The 22,509-nt window shown below is 41.7% G+C and carries 20 protein-coding genes and 2 tRNA genes; 12 read left to right on the top strand and 10 right to left on the bottom strand.

The features are described from left to right. Window positions 1-383: 383 nt before the first annotated feature. The 5 genes from tig to FWE37_04040 all read left to right on the top strand — a co-directional run bounded on the left by tig (window position 384) and on the right by FWE37_04040 (window position 6,968). A complete protein-coding gene (gene tig / locus FWE37_04060; GenBank protein ID MCL2520161.1) occupies window positions 384-1,763 on the top strand; it encodes a trigger factor in 1,380 nt (459 codons plus the stop codon). 29 nt (window positions 1,764-1,792) lie between these two features. Continuing rightward, window positions 1,793-2,392: an ATP-dependent Clp protease proteolytic subunit gene (locus FWE37_04055; GenBank protein MCL2520160.1), complete on the top strand. Its 600-nt coding sequence runs from the start codon at window positions 1,793-1,795 to the stop codon at window positions 2,390-2,392. Between the two features lie 27 nt (window positions 2,393-2,419). Further along, window positions 2,420-3,706 (top strand): ATP-dependent Clp protease ATP-binding subunit ClpX, encoded by a 1,287-nt coding sequence (gene clpX, locus FWE37_04050; protein MCL2520159.1) that lies wholly within the window; start codon window positions 2,420-2,422, stop codon window positions 3,704-3,706. A gap of 15 nt (window positions 3,707-3,721) precedes the next feature. Further along, a complete protein-coding gene (gene lon / locus FWE37_04045; protein MCL2520158.1) occupies window positions 3,722-6,037 on the top strand; it encodes an endopeptidase La in 2,316 nt (771 codons plus the stop codon). 88 nt (window positions 6,038-6,125) lie between these two features. Beyond that, window positions 6,126-6,968 (top strand): aldo/keto reductase, encoded by an 843-nt coding sequence (locus tag FWE37_04040; GenBank protein ID MCL2520157.1) that lies wholly within the window; start codon window positions 6,126-6,128, stop codon window positions 6,966-6,968. A gap of 73 nt (window positions 6,969-7,041) precedes the next feature. Here FWE37_04040 and FWE37_04035 read toward each other — a convergent pair whose 3' ends face one another. The 7 genes from FWE37_04035 to FWE37_04005 all read right to left on the bottom strand — a co-directional run bounded on the left by FWE37_04035 (window position 7,042) and on the right by FWE37_04005 (window position 14,198). Continuing rightward, window positions 7,042-7,659 carry a flavodoxin family protein gene (locus FWE37_04035; GenBank protein ID MCL2520156.1) on the bottom strand — a complete coding sequence of 206 codons (618 nt, stop codon included), beginning with the start codon at window positions 7,657-7,659 and terminating at the stop codon, window positions 7,042-7,044. Between the two features lie 37 nt (window positions 7,660-7,696). Beyond that, window positions 7,697-9,409, bottom strand: a complete 1,713-nt coding sequence (locus tag FWE37_04030) for a phospho-sugar mutase (protein ID MCL2520155.1) — start codon at window positions 9,407-9,409, stop codon at window positions 7,697-7,699. 22 nt (window positions 9,410-9,431) lie between these two features. Beyond that, on the bottom strand, window positions 9,432-9,830 hold the full coding sequence (locus tag FWE37_04025; GenBank protein MCL2520154.1) for a GNAT family N-acetyltransferase: 399 nt from the start codon (window positions 9,828-9,830) through the stop codon (window positions 9,432-9,434). A 2-nt stretch (window positions 9,831-9,832) separates the two neighbouring features. Beyond that, complete coding sequence (gene ispH, locus FWE37_04020) at window positions 9,833-10,660, bottom strand: 4-hydroxy-3-methylbut-2-enyl diphosphate reductase (protein MCL2520153.1); 828 nt, start codon at window positions 10,658-10,660, stop codon at window positions 9,833-9,835. 9 nt (window positions 10,661-10,669) lie between these two features. Beyond that, window positions 10,670-12,898: a hypothetical protein gene (locus tag FWE37_04015; GenBank protein ID MCL2520152.1), complete on the bottom strand. Its 2,229-nt coding sequence runs from the start codon at window positions 12,896-12,898 to the stop codon at window positions 10,670-10,672. 12 nt (window positions 12,899-12,910) lie between these two features. After that, complete coding sequence (locus tag FWE37_04010; protein MCL2520151.1) at window positions 12,911-13,321, bottom strand: hypothetical protein; 411 nt, start codon at window positions 13,319-13,321, stop codon at window positions 12,911-12,913. Between the two features lie 79 nt (window positions 13,322-13,400). Then, window positions 13,401-14,198, bottom strand: a complete 798-nt coding sequence (locus FWE37_04005) for a hypothetical protein (GenBank protein MCL2520150.1) — start codon at window positions 14,196-14,198, stop codon at window positions 13,401-13,403. 124 nt (window positions 14,199-14,322) lie between these two features. Between FWE37_04005 and FWE37_04000 the strand changes: the two genes are divergently transcribed. The 6 genes from FWE37_04000 to rfbC all read left to right on the top strand — a co-directional run bounded on the left by FWE37_04000 (window position 14,323) and on the right by rfbC (window position 19,646). Next, window positions 14,323-14,395: transfer RNA gene (locus FWE37_04000), tRNA-Phe, on the top strand. Between the two features lie 133 nt (window positions 14,396-14,528). Continuing rightward, window positions 14,529-16,733, top strand: a complete 2,205-nt coding sequence (locus tag FWE37_03995) for a methyl-accepting chemotaxis protein (GenBank protein MCL2520149.1) — start codon at window positions 14,529-14,531, stop codon at window positions 16,731-16,733. A 12-nt stretch (window positions 16,734-16,745) separates the two neighbouring features. Beyond that, complete coding sequence (locus tag FWE37_03990; protein MCL2520148.1) at window positions 16,746-17,624, top strand: hypothetical protein; 879 nt, start codon at window positions 16,746-16,748, stop codon at window positions 17,622-17,624. Between the two features lie 10 nt (window positions 17,625-17,634). After that, window positions 17,635-18,318 (top strand): PilZ domain-containing protein, encoded by a 684-nt coding sequence (locus tag FWE37_03985; GenBank protein MCL2520147.1) that lies wholly within the window; start codon window positions 17,635-17,637, stop codon window positions 18,316-18,318. Further along, window positions 18,318-19,121, top strand: a complete 804-nt coding sequence (locus tag FWE37_03980) for a hypothetical protein (GenBank protein MCL2520146.1) — start codon at window positions 18,318-18,320, stop codon at window positions 19,119-19,121. Before FWE37_03985 ends, FWE37_03980 begins: the two co-directional genes overlap by 1 nt. Beyond that, window positions 19,122-19,646, top strand: coding sequence for a dTDP-4-dehydrorhamnose 3,5-epimerase (rfbC, locus tag FWE37_03975; GenBank protein MCL2520145.1), 525 nt, complete (start codon window positions 19,122-19,124; stop codon window positions 19,644-19,646). Here rfbC and rfbD read toward each other — a convergent pair. Continuing rightward, window positions 19,609-20,469: a dTDP-4-dehydrorhamnose reductase gene (rfbD, locus tag FWE37_03970; GenBank protein MCL2520144.1), complete on the bottom strand. Its 861-nt coding sequence runs from the start codon at window positions 20,467-20,469 to the stop codon at window positions 19,609-19,611. The genes rfbC and rfbD overlap by 38 nt on opposite strands. A 36-nt stretch (window positions 20,470-20,505) precedes the next feature. On the opposite strand from rfbD, the gene FWE37_03965 reads away from it, so the two are divergent. Further along, window positions 20,506-20,578 (top strand) — tRNA-Thr (locus tag FWE37_03965). A gap of 176 nt (window positions 20,579-20,754) precedes the next feature. Here the strand turns inward: FWE37_03965 and rsmG are convergent. Both rsmG and FWE37_03955 read right to left on the bottom strand, forming a co-directional pair. Continuing rightward, complete coding sequence (rsmG, locus tag FWE37_03960) at window positions 20,755-21,366, bottom strand: 16S rRNA (guanine(527)-N(7))-methyltransferase RsmG (protein MCL2520143.1); 612 nt, start codon at window positions 21,364-21,366, stop codon at window positions 20,755-20,757. 2 nt (window positions 21,367-21,368) lie between these two features. Further along, a partial coding sequence (locus tag FWE37_03955) for a replicative DNA helicase (protein MCL2520142.1) occupies window positions 21,369-22,509 on the bottom strand: 1,141 nt, incomplete at its 5' end.

The following is a 22,509-nucleotide window of genomic DNA, read 5'->3' as shown; positions in this document are numbered from 1 at the left end:
GCCTTGCCCTTGTGCATTTATAGCTATTAGTAATAAAGCTATAGTTAATATTTTTTTCATAGTTTTAGTTTAGCATAGCTTGGGCCTAAAGTAAAGCTAAAATTTAAAAGTTTGGCCTGTGGTACAGCTTTGTACAAACATTTGGCAGCTATAAAGGGATAGTTGCCTTAAAAATTAAGAATTAAAAAGTAATAATTAAGAACTAGTTTCTTTCAATTTTTAATTCTTAGTTCTTAATTATTAATTTTCTTAAATATCTGCCTACTTTTAATCTACGTTTTTTGCTGCTATAACTTAGCATAGTTGTTGACCAAACCCCTAAAATAGTTCATAATATAAAAGCTAAAATAGTTTTAAGTATAATAAGTAAAGGAATAACTATCGTGATAAGCCAAAAAGATATTAGTTACGAAAAATCGCAGGCCAAAATTAAGTTAGTAATAGCTGCTAACGAGGCGCAAAAACAATATAACCAGTTGCTTACTAAATATAGTAAAGAGGCCCGTATCGATGGCTTTAGGCCCGGTAAAGTGCCTTTAGCGGTAATGGAAAGTAAATATGGCGAGGCCATTAAGGCCGAAACTTTAAATAATCTTATTCAGCAAAGTTTTCAAGAGGTGTTGCCAACGATGGAGCAGCAGCCTTTATATTATAGCAGCCCCGCTTTACTAAATGAAGAAGAACTTAGCTTCGATTTTAATAACGATGTACAATTTACTTTAGCCATCGATGTAGAGCCAAAGTTTACCACCCCTAACTATAAAGAGGTAGCGGCCAATAGTTACACCGTTAAAGTTAATGACGAAGAAGTAGCTAAAGAGCTGGAACGGCTGCAACAGCAAAATGCCTTAGCGGTAGACAAAACTGGGGTAAGCGCTAAAGGCGATGTGGTAACGGCTAACTATGCCGAGCTTGATGATGCCGGTAATGAGATAGAGGACACCAAGCGGCAAGGGTTTGCTTTTACCATTGGCGAAGGTAATACTTTTTACGAATTTGACGATGAAGTGATTGGCCTTGCTAAAAACGAAGAAAAAATTATTACTAAAAGTTATGCCGCCGACCATAAATTTAAAGATTTAGCCGGCCGTACCGTTAAAATTAAAACCTCTCTTACCTCGATAAAAGAGCGGAAAATCCCCGAGCTTGATGACGATTTTGCCTTAGATATTAGCGAAAAATATCAAAACTTAGCCGATTTAAAAGCCGATATTGCCGTTAAGTTAGCCCAAAGCGCCGAGCAAGCCGCTAGTGATAAACGTTTTAACGAAATTATGATTAAACTTATTGATAAAGTTGAAGTTGATATTCCGGAAAGTATGATTACCCAAGAAACCGAACGGCGTTTTAGCGAACTGGCGGCTCAAAGCGGTTTAAGCGAAGAGAATTTACTTAAAATGCTGGGCGGTAATATAGATGCTTTATCGCCTACTTGGCGCGAAGATAATATTAGGGCCATCAAAAGACGGCTTATTATTACCAACATTGTTAAGGAAGAAAATATCGAAGCCACTCCCGACGAAGTAGAGGCCGAAGCCGTGAAGCTGGCCGGTCAACATGATATGGCGGTAGAAGAACTTAAAAGGCAGTTAGGCCCTAACTTTGAAACCTTTTTGTTGAGCGATTTACTGGAGAAAAAAGCTATCGAGCTGCTAAGCAGCAGCGCTAAAGTTTTAGAGGTTAAAGAACTTACTTTAAGCGAATTTGCCGATTTGGTTAATAAAGAAGAACAAGCTTTACGGCAGCAAGATGATTTGGCTTAATTTATTAACTAATAAAATATGGAGTTAATATGAATAATTATTATGGATATTCTGTGCCGCGGGTGGTAGAGCAAACCGGTAACGGCGAGCAAGTTTACGATATATATTCGCGGCTATTAAAAGACCGTATCGTTTTTGTTGACGGCGAAATTCATGATTTAATGGCCGATGCCGTAGTGGCGCAGCTGCTGTTTTTGCAAAGTCAAGGGGCCGAAAAAGAAATTAGTATGTACATCAATAGTCCGGGCGGCAGTATTACGGCTGGTCTTGCTATTTACGATACAATGCAATTTGTTAAAAGTAATATTGCTACTTATTGTTTAGGGCAGGCGGCCAGTATGGGGGCTTTGCTTTTTAGCGCCGGCACTAAAGGTAAACGTTACTGTTTACCGTCCAGCCGGGTGATGATGCACCAGCCGTGGGGCGGAGCCGGCGGCCAAGCCAGCGATATTGGCATTACGGCTAAAGAGATTATTCGTTTAAAAAAGTTATTAACCGGTTATTTGGCCGAGAATTGCGGCAAAAATTATGACGAAGTAGCTAAAGATTTAGAGCGCGATTTTTATTTAAGTGCCGAAGAGGCGGTAGCGTACGGAGTAGCCGATAAGGTTATCCGCAAAGGCAGCTAGTTTTTGTGGCGAGGAAAATAAAGTTTAATGAAAAAAGATAAAGAGATGCAATATTGTTCGTTTTGCGGTAAAGCCGGCGATAAAAAGCGGCGCTTGGTGGCAGGCCCTTCTTCGGCCATTTGTAATGAGTGCTTAAAGGTTTGTCTTGATATGCTGGCCAAAGAAGGCGAAAAGCAAGAGCAGCTTACGGCCGAAAGTGCGCCTATCCCTACCCCGCAAGAACTTAAGGCCTACCTTGATGAATATGTGGTAGGGCAAGAACAGGCTAAAAAAACTTTAAGTGTGGCGGTTTATAATCATTATAAACGTATCCGCAGCCAAAAAAAGTTTGATGATAACGAGGTGGAGCTAGAAAAAGCCAACGTGCTTATCATCGGCCCTACCGGTACCGGTAAAACTTTATTGGCCAGAGCTATGGCTAAAAAACTTAACGTACCTTTTGCCATTGCCGATGCCACCACTTTAACCGAAGCCGGTTATGTGGGGGAAGATGTGGAAAATATTTTACTTAAGTTAATTCAGGCCGCCGATAACGATATTGCCGCCGCCGAGCACGGTATCGTTTATATTGACGAAATTGATAAAATTGCCCGTAAAGGCGAAAATGTAAGTATCACGCGTGATGTTTCCGGCGAAGGAGTACAGCAGGCGTTATTAAAAATTATTGAAGGCACAGAGGCCAGCGTACCGCCACAGGGCGGCCGCAAGCACCCTAATCAAGAATTACTTAAAATTAATACCAGTAATATTTTGTTTATTTGCGGCGGCGCTTTTGTCGGCTTAAGTAAGGTGATAGAGCGCCGGTTGTCCAGCGGCAGTTTAGGTTTTGGAGTGAGCGGCGAAGGTAAAGAAAATTTAGAGCAAATTTACGGTGAGCTGGAGCCGGACGATTTAATTAAATTTGGTTTAATCCCGGAGTTTATCGGCCGTTTGCCTATTAACGTGGCTTTAAACGAGCTTACCAAAGACGACCTTAAGCAAATTATTACCGAACCTAAAAATGCTATTATTAAGCAGTATCAGGCCAGTTTTGCTTTAGATGAGGCCGATTTATATTTTGAAGAAGAGGCGATTGAGGCGATTGCCGATAAAGCGATAGAGCGTAAAACTGGAGCACGCGGCTTACGGGCGATTGTTGAAAAAGCTATGAACGATATTATGTTTAGCTTGCCGAGTATTAAAGGGCCCAAAAAAGTTATTGTAACGGCCGATGTTATAAAAAATAACAGCGAAGTAGTTATTATAACCGACCCGCTTAAAATGCAAGAAGAGTGGCCTAATTTAATCCACGAAAGCAAAAAGAATAGCGCTTAAAGGTTTACCATAACAATGAAAATATTAGGAAGGCTGCGCGGAGAGATACAGGACGAAGCATTATTAATAGTGCTTAAGGATAGCTTGGTTTTACCTTGTCTGGTTGGCAGTGTGGCCAGCCCTATGCAAAGTGAAGACGAGCTGGCCGCGAGCTTGCAGGGTAAATTGTGTGTTTTAGCTTACGCCGCTAAAGATGCCGTTGGTATACGGCCTTACGGGGTGCTTGGCCGCGTTTTGCAGGGCCTGCAAATGCCCGATGGGCCGCAGCGTTTGGTGGTAGAGGGTATAGAGCGGGTCAAAATAGCCTCCGTTAATAATCAAGACGGTTTTAATTATGCCCGTTACCAAAAAGAACCTTACGTAAAAGATGACCAAGTTTTAACTTTAAGCACTAATTTAAAGAAATCGTTTGCTCTGTATAGCCAAGAAAGTAATTTGCCTAAAGAGCTAGTTTTAAGTTTAGAAAAAAGCAAAAAACCGGCCGAAATATTTAGTAAAATTTTAATCGCCATCGATTTAAGCCTAGATAAAAAATTAGATATTTTTTCGCTGCCCGATGAGCAAGAACGTTTTGCTTTATTACTAAAACAGCTGGATAATGAAAATGAAATTAATATTTTAAAACGCAATATAAACGAGCGTATTAAGGGCCGCATCGCCAAACGTAATCGCGATTATTATTTGCAAGAGCAGCTTAAAGAGATTAATCACGAACTTAATGACGGTAAAGAAGATTTAACTGGGGCCGATGAGCTGGAGAAAAAATTTGCCGGCTTTAACTTTAACGAAGAAATTAGCAGTAAATTAAAAAAAGAGCTGGCTCATTTACGGCGGCTGCAACCGATGATACCGGAGGCGGCCACTTTGCGCACCTACCTCGAGGTAGTGGCCGATTTGCCTTGGGGGCAAAGCACCGGTGATACGCTAAGCATTAAAGAGGCCGAGAACATTCTTAACCAAGACCACTTTGGTTTATTAAAGGCCAAAGAACGTATCCTAGATTTTATAGCGGTGCGCAAAGTAGCCCCTTACGCTAAAGGGCCTATTTTATGTTTTGTCGGACCGCCCGGTGTAGGTAAAACCAGTTTGGCCAGTGCCATTGCTAAAGCTTTAGGGCGCGATTTTGTGCGCCTTAGCTTGGGTGGTGTGCGTGATGAAACCGAAATTAAAGGCCACCGCCGTACTTATTTAGGTAGTATGCCCGGCAAAATTATTCAATCTTTTCAAAAAATAAAATCGATTAACCCGGTTTTTTTACTGGACGAAATCGATAAAATGTCTACCGATAGCCACCGCGGCGACCCGGCCAGCGCGCTGCTGGAAACCTTAGACCCCGAACAAAATAAAAGTTTTGCCGATACCTACCTCGAGCTGCCGTTCGATTTATCGCAGGTGCTATTTATTGCTACGGCCAATAGTTTAGCGGGGATACCTTATCCGTTATTAGATAGAATGGAAATTATCGAGCTGTCGGGCTACACCGAGCTGGAAAAATACCAAATTATTAAACGTTTTTTACTGCCGAAACAGCTTAAAGAAAACGGCTTAGAGGGCTCTACGATTAATTTAAGTGATGAGGCTATTTACGGTCTTATCCGCAGTTACACTAAAGAAAGCGGCGTGCGCGAGCTGGAGCGCGAGACCGGCCGTATGGTACGCAAACTTATACGTGCCGAATTAGAGCAATTAGATGAACCTAACGCTATAGTTATTAATAAAGATATTGATAAGGATAAGTTATTTGATTTACTGGGAAAAATTAAATTTACCGAAGAAAAAATTTCGTTGCACGTGGGTATGGCGATGGGGCTGGCGTGGACGGAACGCGGCGGCGTGGCTTTGCCCATCGAGGCGCATTTGGTGGCCGGCAGCGGCAAGTTGGATTTAACCGGTAAACTGGGTGAGGTAATGAAAGAAAGCGCCCATATTGCTTACAGCTTTATTAAAGGCTATATGGAAAAAGAGGGCTTTGACGCCGAATTTTTTAAGGGTAAAGATGTGCATATCCACGCTCCGGAAGGCGCCGTTCCTAAAGATGGCCCCAGCGCCGGTATTACCATTGCCAGCGCTTTGTACTCGGCTATCTCCGGTAAAAAAATGCGCGATGATGTAGCAATGACCGGTGAACTTACCCTTTCGGGCCAACTGCTGCCGATTGGCGGCCTTAAGGAAAAAAGCTTGGCCGCTCATCGCCACCACTATAAAACCATTTTAATTGCCAGCCGCAATCAGCGCGATATAGAGGATATTCCTGCCGAAGTGCTGAAAGAATTAGAGATTAAACCTTTTGAAACGGCCGATGAAGCGATTAATTATCTGTTTATGGAGTAAACTCTGTACATTTTTTATGAAAAACCTCTTGCCAAAACTATCATTTTACCTCACAATATAATTAAATAAATTTTATTTTAAGGAGCAAATGATGATAAATCAAACCTTTCACAACGGCGTAACTATACCGATATTGGGCTTTGGCTTATTTAAGCTTGATAAAGATATAAATGCCGAAGAAGCCGCTTTAACGGCTTTGCAAACGGGTTACCGTATGCTGGATACGGCAACGGTTTACCGCAACGAAGAGGCCGTAGGCAGCGCCATTAAAAAAAGCGGTTTAAAACGCGAAGATTTATTTATTACCACTAAACTATGGTCGCGCGATATTGTTCAGGGGAGGGTGGCAGAGGCCTATCAAGAATCGCTGGATAAGCTGGAGCTAGATTATGTCGATTTGTATTTAATCCACTGGCCGGTTGATGGTTACCTTGAAGCTTGGCACAAATTAGAAGAGCTTTATCGCCAAAAAAAGATGCGTGCCATTGGGGTAAGTAACTTTACCAAAAGCCACCTTGACCACCTGCTGCATAATAGTAGCGAAGTGCCGGTGATTAACCAAGTAGAGTGCCACCCTTATTTGCAGCAAGAAAGTTATAGGCAATATTTAGCCGCTAAAGGGATTGTGATGCAAGCTTGGGGGCCGCTGGGGCAAGCCAAAAGTGATTTGCTTACCAACGAGGCCATTAAAGCTATCGGCGATAAATATGGTAAAAGTAACGCTCAAGTGATGTTAAGGTGGAATATCCAGCGCGGGGTTAATGTTATTCCTAAATCGCAAACGGCTAGCCGCATTAAAGAAAACTTTGAGGTATTTGATTTTAGCCTTAACGATGACGATATGGAGCAAATTAGCTTAATGGACCAAGATAGGCATTACGGTACCGACCCTAACAACCAAGAGGCTGTGGATAATTTAGCTAAACTTTAATTTTTAGTTGAGAGCCAAGAATTACGTACCTAAACGATATTTTAATTCTCAACTCTTGGTTCTCAACTTTTAATTATCTAATAAAGTTAGTAAATATTCTTTGCTCGTTAAAGGCCGGCGGAGTGGTGTCTTGTAAGTTTTTAATTAACCAAGCCATATTACTGCCGGCACGTTTAAGGTTTTGTACTCCTTCGGCATCTTGCAGCACTTCATCATCTTTTAGGCCGTGAATCACCGGCCAATATTGGCCGCCGGCAATGGCCATATTACCGTAAGCAAGATAGTGGTTTAATTGGTCGAAGGTGGTTACCCCGCCGCTGCGGCGCACGGCGCAGAGCGCAAAACCAACTTTGTACCACAAATTGCTTACACCGGCGTAAAAGAATCTATCTAAAAAGCACTTCATGGTGCCGGCAATCCCAGAAAAATGCACCGGTGAGGCAATAATAATGCCGTCGGCTTCCTTAGCTTTGGCCATCGCTTCGTTGACACTATCACCGTTGATGGCGCACTTGGGTTCGGCTTGCTTACTACAAAAACCACAGGCAAGACAGCCGCTAATGGGTTTGGTACCGATATGCAGCACTTCGCTGCTAATTCCTTCGGCCTCTAATTGATTGGTTACCAACTTAATGGCATTATAGGTGGAGCCATCACTATGCGGGCTGCCGTTGATTGCTAAAACTCTCATAAATTTCTCCTTAAAATTTAATAATTTACTCTTAATTTTATAAATTAGCTATTAATTTTTTAACATCATCTAAAAAAATATCTGCTTTTAATTTGTCTTTTGTCTCGTTGTAAGGGCTAACGACGGCCGAAAGATAAAATTTAATTTTTGGTTCCGTCCCGCTTGGCCGTACCGAAAGGCGGCTGCCGTTTTCGGTAACAAATTGTAAAACGTTACTTTTGGCATAGTTAAGGGCGGTAATTTGGCCGTTATCGTTAAGGGCGCCGGTTAAATAATCGTAACTTTGCATTACTTTTTGTGCACCGATATAAGATAACCCTTGCTGCCGCAGCTTAGTCATAATGTCTTGCATTATTTTAAGACCGGCCTCGCCTTCGTAATTTTGGCTAATCTGCCAATCGGCATAATAACCAAATTTTTGATATAACTCTTCCAACACATCACCTAAAGTTTTGCCGGCCAGCTGGTAATAAAGGGCCATTTCGTAAGCAATTAAAGCGGCAGTAATGCCATCTTTATCTTTAAAAGCGCTGTGCACAAGGTAACCAATGGCCTCTTCGTTGGCTAAAATAAAATGTTTCCCTTGTGCGTTTTGCTCACGCATAGTCTGTGCCAGCCATTTAAAGCCGGTTAAGGCGCTATAACAGGCGGCGCCGTAACTTAAAGCCACTTTTTGTTCCAGTTCGCCGGTAACGATAGATTTTACGATAAAGATATTTTGTCTATCTATACCTTGTTTACCGGCTTTAAATAACAGATAATTGGCCAGTAAAGCTCCTGCCTGATGGCCGTTTAAAACGGCATAGTCGTTATCTTTCGTGCGGTAAGCTATGGCTAATCTATCGGCATCGGGGTCGGTGGCCAGCACTAAATTGGCCGCTTCTTTTTTAGCAAGATTGAGAGCTAATTTAAGGGCGCTTTCATCTTCGGGATTAGGGTAACTTACGGTAGGAAAGTTGCCATCACCTGCGTTTTGCTCGGGCACCACGATAAGCGGGCTGTTAAGCCGCTTAAAAAGCTCTTCCACGTAAGGTGCTCCCGCCCCATGCAAAGCCGAATAAACAGCCTTGAAATTTTTGCTTTGTGTAAAAATATCTCTATCAACGATATTAAGGGCCATATTAAAATAAAGCTCATCAAAATCGTTATCAATTAATTTAATTAAATTTTGGGCTACTAAACTATCATAATTTGCCGGCTGCGGCATAGTTACCCGCTCAATTTCGCTTAAAATTTCTTTATCGATGGGGCTTACTATCTGGCTGCCATCGGCGGCAAAAACTTTATAGCCATTATATTCCGGCGGGTTATGGCTGGCGGTAAGCATTATGCCTAAAGCGGCCCCATAGTGGACGGTAGCCAAAGCAAGGGCCGGTGTAGGGCAAATATTTTTAAAAAGGTAAGGTTGCAACCCATTTTGCGCCAAAATAGCGGCCGTAAGCTGAGCAAACTGCCGGCTGTAGTGGCGCGGGTCGTAGCCAATAACCACCTTAGCTTGCGGGTTATTTTTAAGTAAATAATGAGCGATACCTTGTGTTGTTTTAGTTATGACAAAATTATTTATGCGGTTTAAGCCGCCGGCAATTTTACCGCGCAGGCCGGCGGTACCAAACTCTAATTCGCGGTAAAAGCGGTCATTTAATTCATTTGAATTATCATCTTTAAGTAAAGTTATTATTTCATCTTTAAATTTTTGATAACTTTCGTGTTTTAGATAATAATCAATTTTTTCTTGTAATTGCTTATCCATTTTTTCCCTGTAGCGTTAATCGTTATTTAAGACTTAATAAAGTACCGCTTAACGGGACATAACCAAGTGCGGTAAAAAATTTTTCGCCGTTGTTAGTCCATAACACCTTAGCGGTGTGCCTTAGGCGCGGGTGATTATGTACAAACTCAAAAAGTTTGCGGCCAACGCCGCGTGAGCGGTATTTGGGGTCTATCACCGCATCAAGGATAATGCTTACGGCGCTGTAGTCGCTGATAACACGCACAAAACCAACTAAATCTTTGCCATCGTACACCGAAACGCAAAGTGAGCTTTGTATGGCTTTTTCGATAGTGCTAAAGGTTACATTAGCGTTGCTAAGTTCGGCGGTAAGCAGTTCGTAAACCCTCTGAATGGTGGTTTCTTCGTCGGTAATGGTTAGGCCATTGTAGGTAACTTTCATAGTTAATCCTCCTGTAAAAAAAGTTCTAGGTTATTAATTAGCCAACTGGGGCTGCTGGCGCTAGCGGCTAACCCAATAGTGTGATAATTTTTTAAAAATATTTTGTCAAAATCTGATTCCTTTTCTACAAGAAAACTATTTTTGTTTAAAGACAAAGCTTTATTGCATAAAGTTAAACTGTTAGCACTATCTTTATCGCCGATAATAACTAAAGCCTCTGCCAAAGGAGATAACTCCTCGAGAGCTTTTAAGCGGCTAAGAGGAGCCGGGCAGATAGACGGCGGCGCTTCAAGAGTGTAACGGTTAGCTAAAACTTCCTTAATGTGCTCGTAGTTTGTTTTATCAAAGGTGGTTTGCGCCATAACGACAATCTTTGGGGCCAAAGTAACTAATTGTTCGGCCTCTGTTACTGTAGAAATAACCACATAGTTATGGCTAAAGCCCACTAAAGCCGTAATTTCGGCGTGTTCCTTTTGGCCGATGATAATGGCAAAGTAGCCGTTAGTGTTATAACTTTGCAAAGTGTGTTGATTATTAAGCACAAAAGGGCAGGTGGCATCTATTAAGGTAACACCGGCAGCCAATAGTTCTTGCCGTTTTTGGGGGTGTAACCCATGCGCCCTAACCATAGCCGTAGCGCCGGCCGGCGGTACTTCGTTAGCGTTAATTACTTTTAAGCCTAGTAATTTAAGCCGCTCCATTTCGGCTTTATTGTGGATAAGCGCCCCCAGTGAGTAAACCGGCCCTTCCCGTAAGGCCGCTTCGGCCTTATTAATGGCTAGTTTTACCCCTGTGCAATAACCCATAACTTTAGCTTTAATTATTTGCATATGTAATTGTTACCTTAAAAGGGCAAAATCTCTAAAGCCAAGCTGGCGGGCACGGGCCGCCAGCACACCTAATTCATCAACAAAGTAACTGCCGGTAAGTAAACGATAGTGGATATTGCCATCGCTGCCGATAACAGGCTGTACGGTAACATCGGGCATCACGGAGGCTACCTGTCTTAGAGCGGTCATTAAATTGTTTAAATCGCTGGAGGCAGTTAATTGAATATAATTGAAATCCTCCGTTAAGCTATCGCTAAGATGGCTGCGCAGTAAAGCTTGGTCGGCTGCCGATAAAGTCCTAAAGGCCGCCGAGTTAAGCACTTGGTCGGTTAGGCCGCCGGTGGCTTGGGTGGTTGGCGGCGTAACGCTAGGCTCTACCGGCGGAGGCGGTAACGGCAGCGGTATGGCGTCATCGATAAAGTAATCAAAATCGTCTAAGAAATCGGCTAAGCTAGGTAAACTATCGTCGATAGCCGGGCGGTTTTCGGCCGAGTCTAAACCACCTTCAACACTGTCGCTTAGGTCGGGTAACCATGGTGTAGGCGGTAAGGGGATTAAATTATCGTTATAGTCGCCAAAGTCATCAAAATCGTCGTAAGGTAATAACGGCAGCAAATCGTCATAGTAATTAGGCAGGCCATTTAAATCATCGATAGGCGGCAGCGGCGTTAGGTCATCAAGGTAACCGTCAAGGCCATCTAAATCGTCCATAGGCGGCAGCGGCGTTAATCTATCAAGATAATCATCAAGGTCGTCAAAATCATCGATAGGTATTAAAGGCATTAACCCATCGTTATAAAAATCGAAGTCGTCAAAGTCATCGTAGGGCTGCAACGGTATTAAATTATCGTAGTAGTTAGATAGGCCGCCTAAATCGTCAACCGGCAGTAACGGAGTTAACCCATCAAGATAGTCATCAAGGCCGTCAAAGTTATCAATAGCCGTTAATGGTATAAGGTTGTCGCTGTAATCATCTAAGTCGTCAAAACTTTCCAGAGGGATTAGCGGGATTAAGCCATCGGCATAATCGTCAAGGCCGTCAAAGTTATCCGCAGGCGTTAGCGGTATTAGCTCATCGATATAACTACCTAAGTCGTCAAAGTCCTCGATAGCCGTTAATGGTATGAGGTTATCACTGTAATCGTCAAGGTTGTCAAAACTTTCCAGGGGGATTAACGGGATTAAACCATCGGCATAATCATCAAGGCCGTCAAAGTCCTCGATAGCCGTTAATGGTATGAGGTTATCACTGTAATCATCTAAGTCGTCAAAACTTTCCAGAGGGATTAGCGGAGTTAACCCATCAAGATAGTCATCAAGGCCGTCAAAGTTATCAATAACCGTTAAAGGTATGAGGTTGTCGCTATAATCATCTAAGTCGTCAAAACTTTCCAGAGGGATTAGCGGAGTTAACCCATCAAGATAGTCATCAAGGCCGTCAAAGTTATCAATAACCGTTAAAGGGATTAAGTTATCACTGTAATCATCTAAGTCGTCAAAACTTTCCAGAGGGATTAGCGGGATTAAGCCATCGGTATAATCGTCAAGGCCGTCAAAGTTATCAATAACCGTTAAAGGGATTAAGTTATCACTGTAATCATCTAAGTCGTCAAAACTTTCCAGAGGGATTAGTGGGATTAAGCCATCAATATAATCGTCAAAGTCATCAAAATCTAGGCCGGGTGTTAGCGGCACCAGCTCATCGATATAATCATCTAACGGCAGTAAATATCTTGCATCTTCCACCGCACTAATTAAAGGAATGAGGTCATCAATATAGGGGTCAAAAAAAGTGAACGGCAGCGATGGCGGCGGCGGAGGCGGCGTTTCGTTACCGGGTAAGATGACGTTATCCGTAAAAAAATCTGAGGTAAATAAAGAGGAATAAAGCCGTATCTCTCTGCCGTCAAAGCGATGAATATTAGTTCTGCGGCTTAGGTTTATTCCCAAATAATTACTCGCCTGCGGCGAAATGATAAAGGTGTAAGGGCCTAAATCGATGGTTTCGGTTATAATTAAGTTCGCGATAAGAGCGCCGGCCGCCGTTTGCCGCCTAAGCTCGATAATAGTACCTACGGGGAAGCTGCCTTTAGCAAAAAAAAGCTCATCACTTTCGGGTTTCCCTTCGTAAAGTTCGGTAAAAAGCTGGGAAGTCCCCCGATACACCGTACTGGGGATATTAGCCAAAAGAGGAAAAGATAAAGACATTAATAAAAAAAGTAAGTAAATCTTTCGCATTAGTATTCCTTTTTAAGGCAGGTTGTTAATTAAATAGTTAATAGCCTGATTAGCCGCTAAAGTTAAGTTATGGGGGCTAGGGTTAGCCGCTTCGGTGGTTATTTCGGCCAGTTTAGCCCCATCTGCCGTGTAAAGAGCGCCGCTTAAAACATGCGCGTTTAATTGCCACACAATAACCAAAGACGTACCCATTAAACGGGCCGAATACAGGGCATTTTCTAGGTAAAAGTTAGCCCGGCCATCACGTTCGTTAAAGCTTACAATATTTTGCTCAAACAAAGCCGACATAAAAACTTCTTCTATAATATTATAGCCTTCAAAATCGCGCACCGTAGGGTTGGGGTTAATTACCCCATAAATTAAAATGGCGGCTTGTACCTTTAAAGTTGATAGTAGCAAAACAATTACTAAAATTTTTTTCATAGCTGTTTATTATTAATCGGTGATTAAAGCTATAAAATTCAGTAAGGTAAAAACTTTGGGCGGGTAATTTATGATGGGGTTAGTTACTGTATAGCCAATTTAAAGCGCTATTAATAAAAGGGCGCAGCATAAAAAGTTGTAAATAGCCTTTTTTAAGTTTTTTGGTAATTAAAATATCCCATTCTAATTTGGTTAGTTTTTTTAAATCGGTTTTAACGGCCGCTGCTTGCTCATTGTTATAATTGCAGCCGGCCAATAAAAAAGCCGCCATCAATTTAACAATATCTTTGCTTTGCTTATTTAACAATAGGGGAGTAAGTATAGCTTCGGCTTGGGTTAATTCTTTAATACTAACTAAATAAAAGGCATAACACCAGCTAATATAGCCGGCATGTTTACATTTTAAAGGGGTAACTTTAGCAAACCAAGCGGCTTGTTCGGCCTCGCTTTGGCTAAGGTAAAAGGGAGTTAATAAGTAAGCCACTTTAGCTAAAAGTTTAGGTTGCTTTTGGCTGATAACTTGCTCTAGGCCGGCAAGCTCTATATTAGCATTAAGATAAATGGCGGTATAAAAATAATGTTTTATGTAAGAAAACTTTACTTTTTGCTGTTTAAGCAGGGTATCGGTTAAAAACAAATAAAGGGTTTGCCAATCTTCTTTTAAAAGCAAAGCTAAAAAGGTGCGGTAACGGTAAAAATAAAGATTAACGGCCACTATAAAGGGCAGCAAAAAAGCTAGGCTAATAAAATTTATCGTTAATAAAGAAGAAATAAACAGCCCGGTGTATAAGTGTAAAATAACCGGTACGCTAAATAACGAGGCTATGATGACAGCAAATAAGATATTGGTAAAAATAACTAAAGTTTTTAAAGACATAGATTAGCCGTTAGCATAGCATATTAAGACACAAATGGCAAGTAACCTCCCTAAAACAATAAGCAACTTTTTTTTAAAAATATCTTGACACAACCGGGCTGTTTGGGCTAAACTATCTTTTGTAGCCGCTGTAGCTCAGTTGGTAGAGCAATGGACTGAAAATCCATGTGTCGTGAGTTCAATCCTCACCGGTGGCAATCTAGTATAAAGTAGTTAGGCATTTTACCGTTAATTTGCTAGCTTTTTGTCTTTCATTAATACATATAATGCCAATTTTTGCCGATAAGTTTAAAGTATTATTTATTTAAATGGTTGGTTAAGGAAGTTTATATGAAAGGTTTAACTGTTAGGCTAACTTCGCTGGTTATAATTACTGTTGTTGTTATTTTATTGGTGTTTTTAGCAATGGTTTTTAGGCAGCAAGATTTAATTAATCAAAATATGCAAGTTAGCGCCGAAAGCCACGTTAGGGTTTTTGCCAGCCATATAAATTCTTTTGTTGATAGGGGTATAGCGTTAACCGATGCGGTAGCTAGGGCCATACCGGCTTTACAAACCGAAAATATCAGGCCCTTTTTACAATCCAGCACCGGCGAGCTAATTGCTTCTTTTACTTATGTCGAAACGGCTTTGCAGGGAACCGATAATCCGCGTTACTTTGTAAGCAGCGCCTCTCCAGTTATGCCGCCGGGGTTTAACCATGACGGCGCCTTTTGGTACGGGGCTTTTTCTAGGCGGACGCCTCCGTCTACCTCTACTATGGTTACTCCCCCTTATGTTAATCCCAATAGCGGCCAGCTGGAGCAAGCCGTTGTGGCTCCCGTTTTTGTACTGGGGCAGCTGGTTGGCGTTTTGCATGCCGTTATTAACTATAATAGCCTTTTTGTGTTATTAAATACCGGCGAGCAAGCCAGCCCCAGCGGGCGTACCTATCTTTTTAATGCTAGTACCAGAGGGATAATGGGCTCTAATGCACCGGGCGAAAATCCGCTTGGAGCGCTGAGCGAAGACAATATAAGTTCTATCTTTAATATTACCGGCAGCCATGTTTCTTACTTTGTGCGCAGCGGGCAATATTTTGCCGGGCAGCGGCTGCAAACTTTAGGGGCTATTTTAATAAGTGTAGGAGATACCTCCGATTTTGTGGCCCGTTCCACGATGGCTAACTTATTTTTTGTCTTTTCTATTATAGTTATAGCAACTGCTTTAATTTTTGTGCTTAAACGTTATTTGCTTAAACCGCTTGATGCCGTTGTTAGGCAGTGCGAAGCGATGAGTGAAGGCGATTTTTCGGAGTATAACGATAAAAAATTATTTATTTACGAGTTAAACCGGTTAAATGAGCGTTTAATGCAGGTGGATAATCAGGTAAGTATTATTTTGGGGGCTTTGCAAGATGGCGCTACTCAGCTGCAAGCCAATAGTGTGGCCAGCGGCAAGGCGGTTGCGGTTACTAAAGATAAAGTTATGATTATTAGTAACAGTATCGATGCTATGCGCACGGCTATCCAAAAGCAAAGCGCTTTAAAGGGCACCGCCAAAGAACATATAGAAGAAACGGCCGATCGTATTAATACGGTAGTAAAATTGATAGAAGAGCAAACTATCAATATTTCGCAGTCTTCGGTAGCGGTAGAAGAACTGGCCGCCAACATCAGAAGCATTGATGGTAACATGGACGAAGTAAATAAAACAATGCTCTTGCTTAAAAAGGCCGACGATGTGGGCCGCGAAGCCGTAGTAGAATCTAATAAATTTATTAAAGATATTTTAGAAAAATCGACCGCCTTAATTAATACCAATAAAATAATTGCCGATATTGCCGCCCGCACCAATTTACTAGCGATGAATGCCGCCATCGAGGCCGCTCACGCCGGTGAGTTGGGTAAGGGGTTTGCCGTTGTGGCCAGCGAAATTCGCAATTTAGCCCAAAGTTCGTCGGACCAAATGAAAATAAGCGATGAAAATTTAAAAGATACCCTTTCGGTTATCGAGCGGATTACCACAGCGCAAGTAGCCGTTGATGAAAGTTTTGGCTCTATCCATCAAATTATCGATGAATTTACCGGGCGGGTAACGGTGGTAAAAGAGGCTCTTTTTGAGCAAAATAGCGGCAGTAAAGAAATTGTTAATTCGTTAAGCAGTATCAATGGTATTACAATGCAGATAAAAACGCGTTCCGAAGAAATGCGCGAATCGGGCTCTAAAACTTACGAGATAATTGACCAATTAAATAAAACCGACGTTGAACTGCGCAAAATGGTGGATAAAGTAGAGCAAGATAACAGCGAAATAGTAGAAAGAACCAACGCTGCCGGTGAGGCGGTGGCTAAAAATCATAACATTGCTACGATGATTAAGCAAGGGGCCAATTACTTTACCTTGCTGGCCGAAAATAAGCGCGATGATGAAAAGCAGCTGTTAAACAATATTTATCAGCAACAATCTGAAGCTGAACAAAATGCCGGGCAAGCCGAAGATGAGGCGGTAAGTGTTACTAATATTGAAGAAGACGATTCGATTAGCTTCTTTTAATGGGGAGGATATATGTTTGTTGAAAATACCCGTGAAAAAACACGTAATTATTTGCAAACTAAAGGGCGTAATTTAGATTTACTTAGGTTTAATTATCTGTTGGGTGATGAAACCGGTAAGCGGGTGCTGGCCGAGCTGGAGAAATATCAAAATAGTGATGGCGGTTTTGGGCGCGGCCTAGACCCGGAAATGGTTTATGCCCTTTCTAACCCGCGTAGTACTGCGGTAGCCTTTAGGATTATGGAAGAAATAAAGGTAGATACAAACGCTATGGCCTTTAAAGCTTTTAACTATTATAGAAATAGTTATGACGATAATTACAAAGGCTGGCGGCCGTTACCCGAAGAAGAAATGCAGCACGAAAACTCTACTTGGTTAGACGGTAGTATGGCGATAAGCTGGGCCGTGCCTACAGTAGAAATATTGGGCGGTTTTTATAAATACAAAGTTAATTTTGAAAAACTCGAGGAACTTACCAAGCTGGCAGTTGATTATTTACTTAAGGCCGAGCATTTATCCTCTAAAGAGCTTTTAGCTTATTTGTATTTTTATGAAAATGTTCCGCCGCTTGTGCAAGAGCAGCTGCGCGAAGAATTAAGGCGCAAAGCTTTACAAAATATTTCGTTAGAAGTGGAAGATTGGGAAGAGTTTGGTGATTTACCGGTCATCTTTGCTCCCAGTAAAAACGCCTTTTTGTATCGCGATTTAGCCGGCCATGTCGAGGCAAGTCTTTCTTATTTGTTGGAGACTATGAACGATGAAGGTGTTTGGCTGCCCAGTTGGTTATGGGGAGACCCTAGTGATGAAGTATGGCAGCGTGCCGAAACCGCCCATGCCGGCGATTTAACGGTACGTTATAGCGCTTTGTTGTTGGAGTTTGCTTTTATGTAAGGAGGTTATAATGGTTAAAAATTATAAAGCCGTTGGGATAGTTGATTTTGAGAAAAAATTTTTAAGCGAGCAAACCAAAGAGTTAGCTAATTTACCTTATAGCTGCCATCAGTTGCAGCACCGTAACGATGTTTTTAGTTTTTTTATCGACCAGCAAGAGGCCACCTTTGCTTTAATAATTTCCGGCAGCCTCGATGAAATTAGCGCCGTAGCTTCGGCTTTGTATAAACTAAACCCGGCCTTACCGGTAATTTATTGGCAAAACGAAGAGGTAGCGCGTAAACTTAGCATTAAAAACGCCAACACCCTTGAGGATATAACCCATGTTTTAGAGGAAGCTAAAGGGGTTTTACGTACCTTTAAGCGGGTTGATTGGCCGCTGGAGCTGCGTATATCACGTAAGAACGGCCGTAAAAATATCGAGGCTAAAATATTAAATATTTCGGCCGGCGGGGCCTATTTAACTTGTGCGGCCAGCGAGAGTTTTGAGCAAAACGAAATGGTGTCGTTATTTGTAAAATTTAATACGCCGGAAAGTAAATTTCAATTTTATGTAGATGTTAAAATTTTGCGTGTAAAAGAAGGTAACGACGAAAAAGAACTAGCCGTAGAATTTATCAATGTTTCGTTGGCTACGCATTCGATGATAGACGAAATAATTAATATGCAAATTAAATATAATTTGGGGACTTAATGAATCAGAACGATGTTAAGCAAGCTTTATTAAGCTTAGAGAGCAATGTGCCGGAGTTTAGTGTTATTTTTTCTGGTAAAACCAGTCAAAAAGTGAATGGCCTTTACAAGCCGGAAACTATGGAAATATTAATTCATAATTTAAATTTTAAAGACGACAATAGTTTGTTGTACACCGCTATTCACGAATATGCTCACCATGTGCATTTTAACAGTCCAAATTACGAGCGGCCAAGCGCTAAACGCGCCCATACCATTGCCTATCGTACTATTTTGCATGGTCTTTTAAATAAAGCTGAAGAAATTAAACTTTATAAAAATATTTTTGATAGCGAGCACGAATTTGTGGAGCTTACTAAAAAAATTAAAGAGCAATATTTAGCTAAGAACGGCAATTTAATGAAAGATTTTGGCCGTTTGTTAATTGAAGCTCTCGATTTATGTCAGCGCCACCAAACCAGTTTTGAAGATTATGTCGAGCGGGTGCTTACTATGCAGCGCGGGCAAGCTAAATCGATTATGAAGGTTTTTGCCTTAGACATTGACCCCAAAATCGGTTTTGATAATATGAAAATTGCCTCCGGCTTAAAAGACCCCGAGCAGAGGCAGTTTGTGGAAGAAATGCTGCAAGAGGGCAAAAGCCAAGATGAGGCGCGCAGTTTTATCCGTGAGCATAAAGTTAAACCGGAAGAAAATTTAAAACGGCTTGAAGCCGAGAAGAGACGCATTGAGAAGAGCCTTGAAAAACTAACTGAAAGGTTAGGTGAGGTAGAGGCTAAGCTGAACGAACTTGCTCACGAATAGATGAACGTTGTCAATATTAATGAAGATGGCGCCTTAAAGTTAATAAAAAATATACAGCACCTCGATGAGCGTGGTTTGTTTGCTGAATTATACCGTGCTAATACCTTTGCTCATATCGGCATAATTGATACCTTTGTACAGGATAATTATGCCCAAAGCTACAAAAATGTTCTACGAGGTTTGCATTACCAATTGCCGCCTTATGCCCAAAGTAAATTAATTTTTTTACTGGCCGGTCATATCTTTGATGCGGCGATAGATTTAAGGGCCGATAGTTTTTATTACGGTAAAGTTTATAGCGTTTATTTGCAGCCCGGCGAAGCTATTTATGTGCCGGCCGGTTTTGCGCATGGTTATGCGGCTTTAGAAGATGCCATAATTTATTATAAGTGCGGCAATTACTATAACCCCGAAGCAGAGGCCGGCATTTACTACAACGACCCGGCTTTGGCTATTAATTGGCCGCTAAGCCGGCCGATAGTTAGCGCTAAGGATAAAGCTTGGCCGCTTTTAAAAAAGCAGTAAGCTCACTTTGCCAATCGTTAATTTTAATCGGTAAAGTTTTTAAAATTTTCTTCTTATCTAAAACACTACAAAAAGGACGCTTTGCTTGCGTTAGTTGCCTGCCGTTAATAGGAGTTAATTTGTAAAGCTGGTTAGGGGACGTTAGCTTCATAATCTCGCAGGCATAGTTATACCACGATGTGGTGCCAAAAGCGCTATAATGAAAAATACCGCTTAAATTACTCTCTAAAAGATAAGGAATAACTTTAGCGAGCGAATTAGCGTAAGTAGGGCTGCCCAGCTGATTGGCCACCACGTTAATCTGCGGTTTGTCTAATTGCTTTAAAATTTTATGCACAAAAGAATTGCCACCATCGCCATATAACCACGAGGTACGGATAGTTACCGAATTTGGGCAAATTTTATGCAAATAGCGCTCGCCTAGTAACTTGCTATGGCCATAAATATTTAACGGTTTAGGCCTATCGGTTTCATTGTAAGGCTGTTCTTTTAGACCGTCAAAGAGGTAATCGGTGCTAAAGTGGATAATCTTTCCTCCTTGCTGCGCCATTAATGAAGCTAAATTTTTAACGGCATAACTGTTAATGGCATAAGCCGACTGCGGCTGCTGTTCGGCTTTATCCACTTGGGTAAAGGCGGCGCAGTTTATAATTATATTTATTTTATTATTGGTAATAAAATTTTTAGATTTATTAATATGGCAAATATCCAGCTCTTTATGCGTGGTGGTGAGAAGAGGATAATCGCTTAACTCGGTTTTAAGGGCTTTAGCCAGTAAGCCATTGGCGCCGGTTAGCCAAATTTTTGTACTAGCCCTTGACATAACCCCGATAATAGCTTAATATGCTTAAAAAGACAAGCCAACTTAGCTCATTTGGTAGAGCTACGGATTTGTAATCCGTGGGTGGTCGGTTCGAATCCGACAGTTGGCTGGTTTAAAGGGGAATTATTATGTCTAAACACCGCAGGAAAGATGAAAGTTACAAACAAAGGCGTATGTTTAAACCTCTGCGTAATGGTAAAAATAAGCCAAGCTTAGAGGTGCAAACTTTAGCTACCATTAAGAGGTTAATGGAAAAATAAAAGGTACGTTAAGTACCTTTTTTCTTTAAAAGTTTACCCACAATAAAGTTCGTTCTTCATTCGTGGTAATTAAAGGAACGGTGTTAGCTGTAAAGCCGGCCTTGTGAAGGCTTTGGGCCTGCTCGCCGGCGGTAGTTAAGCGGCCAGTATAGGCTACTAACTGCTTACAATAAGGTTTAAGGCTATCTACCAACTTTAAAGTGATAGGGCTAAAGGCTCTAAAGGTAATGACATCAACTTTTCCGTTAAAATTGTAAATATCATCTATTAATTTTGTATTTGCAATATTGAGTAAAGCGATAGTTCCCTGCAAAAAACTTAACCTTTTTTGCTTGCGTTCGGCTAGAGTAAATTGTATGTTTGGGCGGGTTATGGCCAATGGTAAGCCCGGAAAGCCGGCTCCGCTGCCTACATCTAAGATAGTTTGTGGGTTTAAACCGTCGATAAAATTTAAGGCTAATAGACTATCTATAGTGTGCTTTAGCCATAACTCGCGGCCGCTGGCTTTGGTTAAACCTAATAGCTGCCCGTACTTTTCTACCTCTTCGGCGTGTAAAATAAGTTTTTGCACCGTTTCCTGCGGTAAGGCTAAGCCGGCTTTAACCAATAATTTATTGGCCTCGTTAAAGCTAAGCATAGTTAATCTCTTTCTAGGTTGTCAAAACGCACAAAACGCGGTGTAAAGGCCAACCTAATTGTGCCTACCGGGCCATTACGGTTTTTAGCCACAATCAGCTGTGTCTCCAACAGTTCTTCAGATGAACTTTCTTCATCACCTTTAGGACGTTGACGATGTAAAAACATTACCACATCGGCATCTTGTTCGATACTGCCCGAGTCGCGAATATCGGCCAAGCCGGGCTCATTACCTTCGGCATCGCGCCTAAGCTGTGCCATTACGACAATGGGGATATTAAGCTCGCGCGCCAGTCCTTTAATGCTGCGGCTTACCAGCGACATTTGCTCATGGCGCGGCAAAGTACGTTCTTCAACGGTGATAAGTCCTAAATAATCGATAAAAAGTATTTTAATATTCTCTTTAGCTTTCATACGCCGGGCTTGGCTGCGTAGATTGTTAAGGGAGATATTGGGTGTATCCTCAAAGAAAATGGGAGCTTCGTAAAGTAACGAGGCGGTATCGTCCATCGCCGCCCAGTCTTTGGTGGAGAGCAGGTTAGGCCGTTTAAGACGGTTGCCATCGATACGGGCGCGTGAGGCAATAAGCCGCTGCACCAGCAGCTCGCCGTTCATCTCGAGGCTAAAAAAGCCGGCGGCGATAACTTCATCGTTTTGCCGGGTTACAATGTTATCGAGGATAGACAGAGCAAAAGCCGTCTTGCCCATACTTGGGCGCGCTCCAATCACAATCATTTCGGCATTTTGCAGGCCGCTTAACATGTCATCTAAGCGGGTAAAACGGCTGGGGATACCGGTGTACAAAGCTTTACTGTTTTTGCGTTCTTCTAAGGTGTTGATGGTGGCCTTAACAAGCTCTGACGAAGGTTTATAATCGTTTAATTTACGGTTAAGGCCATATAAAGCTTTGTCAATATCTTCAAGGATTTCATCAATTTTTTTGCCTTCATCGCGGGCGCTGCTATCAATTTTACCGGCAATGTTAATTAGCCGCCGCCTTAAGGCCAGTTCGGCGATAATTTCGGCATATTGCTTTAAATAAGCCGATGACGGAGCGTTGTCTACCAAAGTAGCAATGTAAGCCACTCCTTCGGCTTTTTCTAATAAGTTGTTATTTTTTAAATAATTAACTAAAGTTACGGTG

It is taken from the genome of Spirochaetaceae bacterium, assembly GCA_009784515.1.
Classification (GTDB): Bacteria; Spirochaetota; Spirochaetia; order WRBN01; family WRBN01; genus WRBN01.
Note: the sequence above shows the minus strand (reverse complement) of the source record. Positions and strands in the feature narration are given on the sequence as shown.